Raw genomic sequence first — 12,893 nt, forward strand, 5'->3', positions numbered from 1 at the left:
CAGGTCGCAGTGCCCCTTTGCTTCCACATGAGCAGCCGAAGCCCGGTCGAACCCCCGGCGCTCGGTACGCAACCGTACCGCGCAGCGCCTTTAAGGTAATATTTGCAGTCCCGGCCTAGATTGTCCTGAGAATTTCAACGAACCATCGTCTCATGCCGCTACCAAAGTTCCCAAAACCGATCCTTTTGACGAAGGCCGCCCTAGGCACGCTCGCCTTCGTCTCCGCCCTCGTCATCTTGTCCGGGCTCGTTACGATTGCCTTCAGCGAAATGAGACGGGACGCCAACTGGATTGACGACGCGCGAGCCGGTCAAGCTGCAAGAGCGGCGATCAAGTCCTTCCAATCACGGCTCGGAGCGACCGTACGCGACAATGCGATCTGGGACGACGCCTACTTACGGATGCAGTCGCCCGCCGGTGCAGCCTGGGCTTACGAAAACTGGGGGAAAGTCAGCGCCGATTACCCACTATACGACGTCGCTATCGTCTTAACGCCCACCCTCGGCGTCTTGAGCGCCTATAAAAAGGGCATCGCGTTCGATCCGATGAAGGACTTCGGGGCAGGACTGCTTCGCCTGGCGGCAAATTCTGCGGCAACCGAACCGGCTGCGTCCACCGCTTTCATTCCCACGCAAGAGGGCCTTTATGTCGTCGCTGCCGATCGTATCCAACCTTACGACAGCAGGCCAGAGGTCTCGACACTGCATACCCTGGTCTATGCGAAGTTACTCACCCCGGACGTGGTCGGCCAGCTCGAAACGACCTTCGACATAACGGGTCTTCGACTGGCGCCCGCGCCTTTGCAGGAAGAGCTCAGCATGCCGCTGCTGGGGCCCGACGGACGCGCTGTGGCCTATTTCGAATGGCCGAGCCGCCTGCCCGGCGACCAAGCCTTTGCGCACGTCCATGGCTACTTGATTGCGGCCGCCATGGTTTTGGCATGCATTTTCGCCGGACTGTTGCGCGTGGGCATTCGCACTGCCGGCCGGCACAAGAACGATGCGGAGAGATTTCGCCTCCGCGCGTCCCATGACGATCTGACCGGACTGGCCAACCGCACCGGGCTAGCGGAAGCCTTCGACAAGAGGCAGCTTCCCGCGGCATTGGCGATTGTTGATCTTGACGGGTTCAAGGAGGTCAACGATGCCTGGGGACACGACGTCGGCGACAGTCTGATCCAAGGCGTCGCGGCGCGGCTTCGCGAGGCGGTGCCCGAGGGAACGGTCGCAAGGCTGGGGGGCGACGAGTTCGCCCTGCTGACCGATCCGGGCGAAATGTCAACGGTCGCGGCCCGCGTCCTGACAGTCATGGAACGCGAGTTCGTTATCGATGGTCGCACGATCGAGGTGGGTGCAAGTATCGGCTTTGCCTATCCCGAGGATGGATGCGATCGGCTGGAGCTGATGCGCCGTGCCGATATGGCGCTTTACCACGTGAAGGAGAATGGCCGCGGTCACGCCGGATCCTATCTGCCAGAGCTCGACCGGGACCGAGCGATGCGAACCGGCCTGGAGGACCGCCTGAGGAAGGCCATCGCCGCAGGCGAAGTGCAACCCTTCTTCCAGCCGCTGGTCGGTTCGAAATCCAGAGAAATTAAAGGCGTAGAAGCCCTTGCGCGGTGGCGGACCGAAGCAGGGCCGGTAAGTCCCGAGGTGTTCATCCCGCTTGCCGAACGTTCCGGTCTCATCGATGATCTCGGCAAACTGATGCTCAGACAGGCGCTCGGTGCGGCGATGCAGTGGAATGGCATTTACGTGTCGGTCAACGTCTCCCCGAGCCAGCTTAAAAATCCGCGCTTCGCTGAAGACGTCATCGCCATCGTTTACGAAACTGGTTTTGATCCTCGGCGACTGATGCTCGAGGTCACCGAAGGTGTGCTGATCGCCAATCCAGAACAAGCCAAAAGGAGCATGGAAGCCCTCAGGAAGCTCGGCATAAAATTCGCCCTCGACGACTTCGGATCCGGCTATGCAAGCATCGGTGCCCTTCGGGAGTTCGGTTTCGATCGGATGAAAGTCGATCGATCTCTGGTCGTGGAACTGGACGATCCCAAGGGATTGAAGATCTTGAATGCGACGGTCGCGCTTGCCGATGCTCTAGGAATATCGGTCACGGCGGAAGGCGTCGAGACCGAAAAACAAGCCGAAGCCCTCTTCTGCGCCGGTTGCGACCAGCTTCAGGGATACCTCGTTGGGCGACCGATGGACGTCCTGCAGTTCAACGCTTTCGTCGCCAATCGTCTGGCGACGGCATAGACGTCGCTTGCGACCTGCGGCACATGCATCGATCAAGCAGCTGTCGATTTGGACCATGAACGACCAAACGTTCCCGCCGTAAGCCGTGTACCGGCCAACATAGCCGCAATTGCTGCGATCGTTAAAGGCAGGCAACGATCGGCCCGGGCCAAGTCGGCAATTTCCGAACGTCGCACATTCGGATTTTCCGCGAATGGCTGTGCGCGCCGAGCTGCGACACGCAAACCACACTCCCTGATTTAGCACGATCGTGTCGGTTGCAGCCGCCGCCGCCCTGCACGTACTTTTGCGCAAATGCTGGGAGACAGCATGAAGCTGCCTCCCGCAAGGTCAGTTGATGACCTGGATTACTTTTCGCGACGACGGCTCGACGATAACCCGCTCGTCGTTGACGATAGCGTAGGAGTATTTCGGATTTTCTGGCACGGGTGTGACGACAACTGTTTCAGGAAGCGGCTGGCCGACGACAACCTTTTCTCTAACAACAACCTTGGCCGAGGGAGCAGGCGCTTCGCGGACATAGGTTACAACCTTTTCGGGCGGCGGATCGATCGCGGTGCCGACGACGGCGCCTGCGACACCTCCCACAGCCGCTCCAACCGGTCCGCCGACGATTGCGCCAGTGACCGCGCCGCCGGCTGCACCGTTAACGGTCGATGACTGGGCAAAGGCCCCGCCGGCGATCACACTTGCGGCTGTGACAGCGCCCAAGAAAAGCTTCGTAATCATGATTTTGTCCTCCTTTCCTATCCGCGGTCTTCCAACCGCTCAACAGAAACGGCGATCACAAAACCCGGTTCCGCACCCCGGACCTCAGTCCCATTCCGATTACGACCATGGTCCGGGGATCTCGCTGGAAGCCTGTGCTAAAGACTTTCAATGAAGAGGAGTTGGAAGAATGCATCGTCGTGAACTCGGAAGGCGACGGCTAGCCATGCGTCTGCCGAAAGTGCGCAGCAGGATCATGCACGCTGCCCACCCTTGGCAGCTTGAGCTCTTCGAGGCTTATGAACTGGCTGTCGAATATCGAGAGCTTATGCGGATAAACCCTTCCGAGGCCGGTCTGTTCGAAGAATACTGCCAAACATGTCTCGACATAGAGCGTGACGTCACCCGGGTGATGTCCGGCGCATCCTCTTCTTGAAGCGGGAGGCGTTCGCTACGACGCTCCTGGAGGACATCTTGAATTCAATCAGCATTGCCATCGTCGACGACCACCCGCTCTTTCGGGAAGGCGTCTCGAGCGCACTGTCACGCTATGACGATCTCATCATCGTCGCGCAAGGTGAAAGTGCGGCGGACGCCTTGGTGCTCGCAGCAACATACCGGCCCGCGATCCTTCTGCTCGACATAACCATCCCCGGCGGTGGGGCTATAGAGGCGATCCGGAGCATTATCGCAGGCAGTCCCGAGACCAAGGTAGTGATGTTGACCGCAAGTGAAGAGATTGAAACACTTGCGTCGTCCTTTCGCCATGGCGCTTCCGGATACGTCGTCAAGGGCGTCGGGCTGCGCGAGCTTGCACAGGCGCTTCGTCGAGTCGCTAACGGCGCGCGCTACATCTCCCCGCTCATGTCCTCGCGGCTGGCTGCGATCTCGGCAGGCGGACCGCGACTGCAGAACAGGCTGACGAAACGGGAACGGGATATCATCTGGCTTGTCGTTGAAGGGCTGATCAACAAGCAAATAGCACTTCGCTTGAACCTCCAGGAGAAGACGATAAAGCATCACATGACCAACATCCTGAAGAAACTGGGCGTGACAAACAGAACGGAGGCTGCGCTGCGCTGGCGAACTTTGGCCGGCCCAACCGATATCTACGAGGCGTTGTCCGCGGGCACCGGCAAATCCGCGATCTGAGCGTCTCGTGAAGGCCAGGGCGGAGGAGCCGTCGGAAAGCCGTTCCGGCATCCGCTTTAATCGGGTCACTCGTTTTTTGGCTTCCACTCGTTGCAAAACAGCCCTTAATGTAATCAAAGTGACGTTTCGATGCAGGAGCGTCCTTGGTGGCAGAACCATTTACATCAGACATAGCTGCGGTTCAGTCGATCGCCGCCGTGCCAAGCATCCTCGACGTCGTGTGCAGGACAACGGGAATGGGATTTGCCGCCGTTGCAAGGGTAACGGAGGATCGCTGGATCGCCTGCCAGGTACTGGACCACGTGAACTTCGGCTTGCCGGCCGGGGGCGAACTCAAGATCGAAACCACCATCTGCAACGAAATACGCGACCATCGCCAGGTCGTGGCGATCGACAACGTCGCCGAGGACGCGACATATTGCGACCATCACACCCCGCGGATGTACGGTCTCCTGAGCTACATATCCGTGCCTATCGTGTTGTCGAACGACACATTTTTCGGTACGCTCTGTGCCATCGACATCGCGCCGGCCAAGGTGAACAACCCGCAGGTTATCGGCACATTTAAGCTTTTCGCCGAGCTTATCGCCCATCATCTTGAAGCCAACGAACAGCTCAGGGCAGCCAAGGACGACCTCGTTGACGAGCGCGCGCTCTCGGAATTGCGTGAGCAGTTCATCGCGGTCCTTGGCCACGACTTGCGAAACCCGATGGCTGCACTTGATGCCGGTATAAACCGCCTTCTGCGGAAGGGATGGGACGACAACTCCCCCGACATGTTGCGCCTGATGAAGGCAAGCATTGTGCGTATGGCAGGGCTGGTCGACAACGTCATGGATCTGGCGCGCGCTAGGCTGGGTGACGGCATCACCCTCAATATGGATTTGGACAGGGATCTCTCCGAGACACTCGACCAGGTCATCGGCGAGTTCAAAACCGCTCAGCCCGACCAGGTGATCGAGACGACCGTCATCCTGCCGCGCATCGGACTGCCAGTCGACCACGCACGTATCGCCCAAATGTTTTCGAACCTTCTTGGCAATGCGCTGACCCACGGATCCCGGACCGACCCTGTCAGGATTATCGCAGGCATCAGCGGCGAAACCCTGTGGCTCGACGTCATCAATCGCGGCGACGCTATCCCGTCCGAAAGGATTGCGACACTGTTTCGGCCATTCCATCGTGGAAACGACACGAGCCGTGAGGGTCTCGGCCTTGGGCTCTACATCGCCTCGGAGATTGCCAAAGCGCATGGTGGCACGCTGACGGTGACTTCAGATCCCGAAGCAACACTTTTCAGGTTCGAGATGCCCGTCATCGGATGACCATTTGTGCCGCCTTTGCGGCTGCCCAATGGTCCTCCAACACAGCGCAGGAGGATGCAAAACCGAGGCGCGGAGCGCCATGACGTGAAGGCTAGGTCCCGCGCGGCAAGTCCTCTCGTAGCTGCGCTGCCCAATGTTTAGCTGCTATCGTGCGCCCGCGACGTGAGACTCGCCACCTTTCACTGACCCAATCGCAAGCGATGCTTGAATGTGCACTGCTGACACTCGTTTTGGCAAAGGAAACGCCCGGAACCATGTAGAGCCCTCCTCGTTGCTTTCGCGTAAGGCAGGCCATGCGCGATGACGGCTCTTCAGGGCGCGACGTTTCAAATGGGCTGATCCTGCCACACAGCGACAAAAAAGCAGCCCGACCGCCGGGTGGACGGAGTTACGAGGCCGAAATGACAGCGACGTCCTTGCCTGCCCTGTCCGCCGCGTTCCTCATGAGCATGTATTTCAGAAGCTACTTCGGCGTGGTCGGTCCGGCCCTCACCGCTGAACTGGGTCTGTCGCCGCAACAGTACGGCTGGCTCGCATCGGCGTTTTTCGCATCTTTCTCGATCCTGCAGATCCCGGTCGGAATGTCGTTTGACAGGTGGGGCGTGCGCTTTCCGATGGCAGCGATGATGGCCTGCGGAGCCGCAGGGGCTGCGCTGATAGCATTAACGCCCGGGTACCAGGCGGCGATCATGGGCCAAATTTTGATTGGCTTCGGTTGCGCGCCGATCTTCATGGGTGTCCTGTTTTATGTCGGACGGACAAATTCACCGGCGAAGGCGGGACGGCTTGCTGCAACCGTCAGCGGAATCGGTTCGATGGGCGCGCTGATCTCGGCCTCGCCACTATCTTGGTTCGTTGAGGTATTCGGCTGGCGATCTGCATGCTGGGCGGCCGCATCAGCCATGGCGGCGAGCGCAATTGCTGTTTGCGTCGCGCTCGGCAAGACGCCCTCAGCCGCGAGCGAAGCGCCGGCCGCTGAGCACCGCAGATCGATTGTGCCACTGCTTTACCTCGTTCCCATCTGCATGACGCTCTCCCTTGGCGGAACGTTTCGCAATGCTTGGGCTGCGCCATATGTCACGTCCGTCTTCGGCACACATACGGCAATAGGTGAGATCCTCACAGCGATCAGCATTGTTGGCATCGTCACAAGCGTCGTCCTTCCCGCAGTCCTCGCCCGTGTTGAGGGACGCAGGATTGTGATCTTCGCCTATGTCGCGGGCGTCATCTGTGCCGTCATGCTGTCCGCAGGGCCGGATGGCAGTTTCCCTGCAGCCTGTGCCGGGCTGTCCCTCCTTTATGCTATGGGGAACGTGCACCCGCTCATCATGACAGAAGCCCAGGCCCGCATCCCTTCGCACATGCGCGGCATTGCGCTTGGAGTGCTGAACACGCTGGTCTTCTTGGGCGTGTCGGTAGCCTCGGTGGTGTTCGGGCAGATCGCAGGACTGTCGCTGGCGCCAACAACAACCTATCGCCTGATCTTCGCCGCGACCGGCCTGGCGCTCGCCATCGCTTTGTTGTCATATGTCATCGTCCCGCGATCGGATCGAACCCCGCGCGCCCACACCGACAATTCGCGTCAAGACGCTGCGACCCGGGCGAACAGTGCGACCGGCAGCGACTGAAAGCGAAAAAGCGCGGCTAGCGGTTCGACAGGCCTGATCGGCAAGCTCCGCGGATTGACTTTGGCAATCGCGTCTCCCCGGGTAGCAGGGCTTCGGATCGACTTAGTACTTTGTGCGATATCGTTCGACACCCCGACGAAAGAGGAGGGTGTTCTGGAGCCTTTTCCGCTTTTGCCACTCCTCCGGGTCCTCGCCGGATCCCCGCGTCGCAGAGGCTGCTCGGCTGAAGTCAATCAGCCGAGAATAATTTCGCACGCATGCTGTCCATAGGGCAGGATGCGCGCTAGGTTCGCCAAATGGATGATACGAAACAATATCTTGAAGGCCACGCATTCGTTGGTGGTGGTGAAGCCGGCGATGCCATCCGACAGATGGATTGGGGACTGACGCCGCTCGGACCAATCCGGGCATGGTCAGCGGAATTGAAGGCTAATGTCCAGACCGTGCTAGCGTCACCGGTTCCGATGGTGGTTCTGTGGGGACCGGAAGGCATTCTCATCTATAATGACGGTTATGCAGCTGTATGCGGCCCTCGTCACCCCGCAGCTCTTGGCGGAAAACTTCTTGAGGTCTGGCCTGAGGCTGCAGACTTCAACGCTCATGTGATAGCAGCTGGATTGCGTGGTGAGCCGCTTAGCTTCCATGGCCAAGAGCTCGAACTCTGGCGACATGGCAGAGCTGAGCAGGTGTGGATGGACCTGGAATATCTGCCGATACGGGATGCCGCGGGCAAGCCGATCGGCTCCCTGGCGATGGTGTTTGATATCACCCACCGCGTGCTCGCCGAGCGTCGCCTGGCGCAGAGTGAAGAGTTATACCGCTTCCTGGACGAACTTGGTCAGGCAGTTGCGGGCCTGCATGATGCAGATGAAGTTCTCGCCGTCACGACGCGCCTAATAGGCGCACATTTGAGCCTCTCAAACTGCGCCTATGCCGATATGGATCCTGATGAGGATGGCTTCACCATCCGTGGTAACTGGCACGCACCGGGGTCTCCCTCGATCGTCGGGCACTATAGTCTCTCCGATTTCGGAACTCTAGCGGTGCAGGAGCTGGCCGCCGGCCGGCCGCTGATCATCAATGACAATCTTGCCGAGATCGCGCCCGAGGAGGCAAAAACCTTCCAGGATATCGGGATCACTGCAACGATCTGCATGCCGCTGGTGAAAAACGGTCGGCTGACCGCTTTGATGGCAATCCATGACAAGGCACCGCATCGATGGTCCGACTACGAATTGACGGTCATCCGCGAGGTCACGGAGCGATCGTGGGCCCATGTCGAGCGTGTGGGTTCTGAAGCAAACCTTCGCGCGAGTGAAGAACAGCTTCGCCTGGCCGTCGATGCAGCTGAAATCGGCCTTTGGGATGTGGACGTGGTTGCCGACACCTTGTTCTGGCCGCCCAGGGTCAAAGCGATGTTTGGCATCTCGCCCGACGTCCCCGTTTCGATGCAAGATTACTACAGCGGCCTTCATCCTGAGGACCTCGAACGAACTTCGGCTGCTTACGCGGCAGCGGCAGATCCCGCCGTGCGCGCCGTCTACGACGTGGAGTATCGGACGATTGGCAAGGAAGATTCAGTCGTCCGCTGGGTCGCGGCGAAAGGGCGTGGCGTATTTGAAGGGGAGCGCTGTCTACGAGTGATCGGAACCGCGATTGACATTACCGAGCGCAAGAAGACTGAGCTTGCCCTACGCGACCTCAACGAGACGCTGGAAGCGCGGGTCGCTGAGGGGCTGGCCGAACGCAAGCTTCTGGCTGATGTCGTTGAGAACACGACAGCAATCATTTTCGTGGCGGACCAGGACTTCCGTTGGCTGGCGATGAACAGGGCGGCAAGCACCGCGTTCGAGCAGGTCTATGGCGTGCGCCCGGTGATCGGAGCATCTATGCTAGAGGCGCTCGATCACCTCCCCGAGCATCGCGAGCATGTGCGCCGGACCTGGTCGAGGGCGCTCGCCGGCGAGGAGTTCACGCTGGTAGACGAGTTCGGAGATACCGCATATTCCAAGCGTTGGTTCGAACTCAATTTCAACGTGCTGCGAAACACTGCGGGTCGCCAGATCGGTGCCTACCAGATTGTGTATGACATCACAGGGCGCTTGGCGGAGCAAAGGCGCCTGGCGGAGGCGGAAGATCAACTTCGACAGGCGCAGAAGGTCGAAGCGCTCGGTCAGTTGACGGGCGGCGTCGCTCATGACTTCAACAACTTGCTGACCCCGATCATCGGCTCTCTCGACATGCTGGTGCGCAGGCAAATTGGGACCGATCGCGAGCGCAAGCTGATTGGTGGCGCATTACAGTCGGCCGAGCGCGCCAGAATACTCGTCCAGCGACTTTTGGCGTTTGCTCGGCGCCAGCCGCTGCAGCCGCTACCGATCGACGTGACGACGCTTGTCGCCGGGATGGGAGAGTTAATCCGAAGCACGACTGGCCCTCAGATCCAGGTTGTCATTGACGCAAGCCAGGACCTTCCGGCGGCCCGAGCCGACCAAAATCAGGTCGAGATGGCCCTTTTGAACCTTACCGTGAACGCCAGGGACGCCATGCCGACAGGCGGCACGCTGCGCATCAGCGCGAGCGCTCGCGAAATCCATCCGCAGAAGCCTGAAGATCTGAAGCCTGGCCGCTACGTCGTTATCTCTGTTGCCGATACCGGCGAGGGAATGAGTGATGAGGTCCGAGCGCGTGCAATCGAGCCATTCTTCTCGACCAAAGGCTTAGGACAAGGAACCGGACTGGGCCTTTCAATGGTGCACGGCCTTGCACAGCAACTTGGCGGCGGCATCCGCATCTTTAGCCGGGTGGGTGTTGGCACGAATATTGAGCTCTGGTTACCAGAGGCCGGTGACGCCCCTGTCAGTCTTGCGACCAATGACCCCGGCGGCACGACGTCGATCGGCCATCGAGGGACGGTGCTGCTCGTCGACGATGAAGATTTTGTTCGCATTAGCGCGGCCGATATGCTTGAGGAGATCGGCTTTGATGTCGTTGAAGCCTCCAATGGCGAGGCTGCGTTGGCATCGCTGGACAGCATCGCAGATTTAAAGCTCGTCGTGACGGATCACTTGATGCCGGGCCTGGATGGGGTCGAACTTGTGAGGCGTGTTCAGCTGCTGCGGCCTAATCTGCCTTGCCTGATCGTCTCTGGATATGCCGACGTCGAGGGGATCGCACCGGATCTACCCAGGCTGACGAAGCCGTTCAAGGTTGAAGACCTTAGAGAAGCTCTTATTGCGTCGGGATTTGGAGCAAATTGAGTTCTGGCCAACTGCACATCCTCGACCAAGCTCCCCGGCTTCAGTTGCTGGTGACCTGACCTGTGGAAGGTGCGGGTATCACCACTCCGGCATAGTGGACGGGATTGTCGGTTTTGTCTCGAAAGCAACGCCCGAAGGCGCGCACGGCATTGTACTTTCCCAGCAAGCCGAGCGTGCGGTAAAATTGCTCCGTGGGATGCTCCGCGATGATTGCATCGCTGATCTGCTTCGCCAATGACGCCCGGTCGTCAGGGTGCACACGCTCAAGGTAGGTTCTGATAGGAAGCCCCCTCTCCGTCATGGACGGGTCTAGCCCGAAAAGCGACGCAACGGCGCTGTCGGCATAGACAAGATCGCTAGAAAGGTCCCAGGTGAAGAGGCCCGGGTCAGGCATGCGCTCGGTCGTAATCGACGTCGAAAATTCGAAGCTGTCCGTCATCCCCACCACCAAAATTTCCAGGTGAGAATGCCATCTCGCATAACAACTTCAAGGCGGCGAATCGCGAACATCCGGACTTTTTGTGCACCTTATTCTGACATGGGTACGGCATAGATGTCCTTCAACGACCGCAAGAGCTTCAACACACCCGGGTGGCCAGTTGAGTAAAAGATGCTCTGCGCCTCACGGCGGGTGACGACAAGCCCGCCCTCCCGCAGGATCGACAAATGTTGTGATAAGGCTGACTGGCTGATTTCAAGTCGCTCACCCAGTTCACTTACTCGGATTTCCTCGTTGGAAATGATCGAAAGAATTTTCAGGCGGACCGGGTTGGCCATGGCAGAGAGAAGTTTCGACTTTTCAATCAGATCTGGATGCATCATGGACATTTTTGTTGTTGGGCGTGCAGTTGCGGCGCAAAGCATCGGTCAACGTCCGACTTCTTCAGCGCTTCGTGTCTATAGGCGCTTTGCAGAAAGCCTTGCAACCGCTTATTGATTTGCTGCATCCGATCAGACGGCCATCAGACGAGCTCGGCACGTGACGCGGCGTAAGTGGCGGAAGCTAGCAGGATTGAGCGCCCGGCACTTTCGGTAGCGCTGTTGCAGATCAATCTTTTTGGGAAGGTCATCGGTCGTTTCCGCTGGGGCGGGCTGTCCAGAAAGACCGCGAGGAAGATGATGAACATGGCCCCGCTCTTTGAGGAGAAGGCGGATGCAAATGTGCTGCACGACATGATCAGCTTTGCGAGCAAGCAAAAACTGCTTTATCGCCCGAGACGCGAATTCGGACTTTTTCGAAGGGAAACCCAACCGCACGCGTTCGGCTCTGCCTCGCCTCGACAACCCGTCGCCAGTGTCTAGCAAAGTCCGCGCGCCGGCCTCGCGCGGGCTTTTCCTTTTTGGGCCTGCGGAACCAACAGACGTTCGGTGTGTCTGGCCATCGGCATCTGATTGTTGGTGACACGATCGGGTGTCAGGCTCTTTCAGTCGATGCAAGAGCGTGCCCACGTCTTTGACCTGGGCAGGGCAGCGGCGTCCAAGTTAGCATTCAGCGCTGACCTTTTTGCATGCACCCAGATCGGCTCAAAGAAACCTGTGCGATTTGGCAATCGCAAAACCTCCATTGCGGGCAGCAGGTTTCCGAGTGTCGCTCGAGGCCCCCGCTCCGCATGCAAGATGGCGTTTGCGTGAAGCAGTCTTGGAGATGCCGCTGAGGCGCAATTAACACGGTTGCAAATGTAAGTGCTCTGTCACACCTAAAGGAGATCGCCCCACGGATGGGGCTGGGTTGAAGCCTGGGGTTTGCAGGGCGATCTCAGTGGCAATTGGATCCAAACCACTTGCCGGAGAGCAACGTACACCTTCTGCGGGTGATGTCGAGAGTACGCTACCGTACCAACATGCCGGCCGTCCATCCGTGCCAGCGCCATGAGCGTCACGCGCGCAGCAGGGTGTTACAACAAAGCACGCAGGCTTATCGCAGTACGGGATTAATAGCCTTCGTTGTCACCGACCGCCTCCAACCAAGATCCCATCGCCCCAGGGCCCACTGTTCGTCAACGGTATCAAAATCGCGAACACATCAGGAGAGCGCGCTGCAATTAGATCTCGGCCGTCTCGTTGAAACCTGCTCGGCTCGCTACAGACACCGGCGCTCGGAAGTCCTCGACGTACCGCCGGCTTATCATGTATACAAAAAGGCCACCGCGAGGAATGCGCCGATCGCGGTGGCCCAAGTAGCACTTCATGAAAAAGAACCGCTTCACGAACCACGGAAAAGCGGTGCTCGATTATTTACCAAAGGCTTCAATCCCAATCAAGCGATTGCTGGTAAACCAGATCTTGAAGGATCCCGTCAGCCTCTCGACCGAAAAGCCGGCGCAGCTTGACGCAACAACAAGGCGCTCCCGTTTGACGAGCGCCAACAGGTTTTGGCAGAACCAATATCCACCATTTGAAGACTCGCCGGCCGTAGAGTCACAAGCAGGTGGAGAAGTGGGGCTCCTATCCGTCGTGACGTCATTGTAACAGGCTGCCTTGCAAAATCGGCATGCATGAGAGTGCCGTTTGTCTGTTTGCGAGGCGAAAGGCCGTACATGGAGAACGGCACCCGAATAACCGACC

Annotated in this window: 11 protein-coding genes; 8 read left to right on the plus strand and 3 right to left on the minus strand. The window is 58.9% G+C overall.

Going from position 1 to position 12,893, the window contains the following annotated elements:
- The first annotated feature begins 152 nt into the window (after positions 1–152).
- A complete protein-coding gene (locus ABIE40_RS27590) occupies positions 153–2,255 on the plus strand; it encodes a bifunctional diguanylate cyclase/phosphodiesterase (RefSeq protein WP_199630008.1) in 2,103 nt (700 codons plus the stop codon).
- A gap of 330 nt (positions 2,256–2,585) precedes the next feature.
- Here ABIE40_RS27590 and ABIE40_RS27595 read toward each other — a convergent pair whose 3' ends face one another.
- Positions 2,586–2,984: a DUF1236 domain-containing protein gene (locus ABIE40_RS27595; protein WP_112720335.1), complete on the minus strand. Its 399-nt coding sequence runs from the start codon at positions 2,982–2,984 to the stop codon at positions 2,586–2,588.
- A gap of 169 nt (positions 2,985–3,153) precedes the next feature.
- On the opposite strand from ABIE40_RS27595, the gene ABIE40_RS27600 reads away from it, so the two are divergent.
- The 5 genes from ABIE40_RS27600 (at position 3,154) to ABIE40_RS27620 (ending at position 10,328) form a co-directional block, all read left to right on the plus strand.
- Positions 3,154–3,399 (plus strand): hypothetical protein, encoded by a 246-nt coding sequence (locus ABIE40_RS27600; RefSeq protein WP_112720334.1) that lies wholly within the window; start codon positions 3,154–3,156, stop codon positions 3,397–3,399.
- A gap of 38 nt (positions 3,400–3,437) precedes the next feature.
- Positions 3,438–4,115, plus strand: coding sequence for a response regulator (locus tag ABIE40_RS27605; RefSeq protein ID WP_112720393.1), 678 nt, complete (start codon positions 3,438–3,440; stop codon positions 4,113–4,115).
- 146 nt (positions 4,116–4,261) lie between these two features.
- Complete coding sequence (locus ABIE40_RS27610) at positions 4,262–5,440, plus strand: GAF domain-containing sensor histidine kinase (protein WP_354541268.1); 1,179 nt, start codon at positions 4,262–4,264, stop codon at positions 5,438–5,440.
- 401 nt (positions 5,441–5,841) lie between these two features.
- Complete coding sequence (locus ABIE40_RS27615; protein ID WP_354541187.1) at positions 5,842–7,068, plus strand: MFS transporter; 1,227 nt, start codon at positions 5,842–5,844, stop codon at positions 7,066–7,068.
- 296 nt (positions 7,069–7,364) lie between these two features.
- The gene (locus tag ABIE40_RS27620) at positions 7,365–10,328 is read left to right on the plus strand and encodes a PAS domain S-box protein (protein WP_130284416.1); all 2,964 of its coding nucleotides are present in this window, start codon (positions 7,365–7,367) and stop codon (positions 10,326–10,328) included.
- A gap of 40 nt (positions 10,329–10,368) precedes the next feature.
- On the opposite strand, the gene ABIE40_RS27625 is transcribed toward ABIE40_RS27620, so the two are convergent.
- Together ABIE40_RS27625 and ABIE40_RS27630 are read right to left on the minus strand one after the other, a co-directional pair.
- Entirely contained in the window at positions 10,369–10,767 is a 399-nt protein-coding gene (locus tag ABIE40_RS27625; RefSeq protein WP_130284418.1) for a PAS domain-containing protein, read from the minus strand.
- A gap of 89 nt (positions 10,768–10,856) precedes the next feature.
- Positions 10,857–11,192 (minus strand): ArsR/SmtB family transcription factor, encoded by a 336-nt coding sequence (locus ABIE40_RS27630; RefSeq protein ID WP_354541188.1) that lies wholly within the window; start codon positions 11,190–11,192, stop codon positions 10,857–10,859.
- A gap of 177 nt (positions 11,193–11,369) precedes the next feature.
- On the opposite strand from ABIE40_RS27630, the gene ABIE40_RS27635 reads away from it, so the two are divergent.
- Both ABIE40_RS27635 and ABIE40_RS27640 read left to right on the plus strand, forming a co-directional pair.
- A complete protein-coding gene (locus tag ABIE40_RS27635; protein ID WP_130284420.1) occupies positions 11,370–11,630 on the plus strand; it encodes a hypothetical protein in 261 nt (86 codons plus the stop codon).
- A gap of 885 nt (positions 11,631–12,515) precedes the next feature.
- Positions 12,516–12,797: a hypothetical protein gene (locus tag ABIE40_RS27640; RefSeq protein WP_199630010.1), complete on the plus strand. Its 282-nt coding sequence runs from the start codon at positions 12,516–12,518 to the stop codon at positions 12,795–12,797.
- Positions 12,798–12,893 lie beyond the last annotated feature (96 nt).

It is taken from the genome of Rhizobium sp. OAE497, from assembly GCF_040546565.1.
In the GTDB taxonomy this organism is placed as follows: Bacteria; Pseudomonadota; Alphaproteobacteria; order Rhizobiales; family Rhizobiaceae; genus Rhizobium.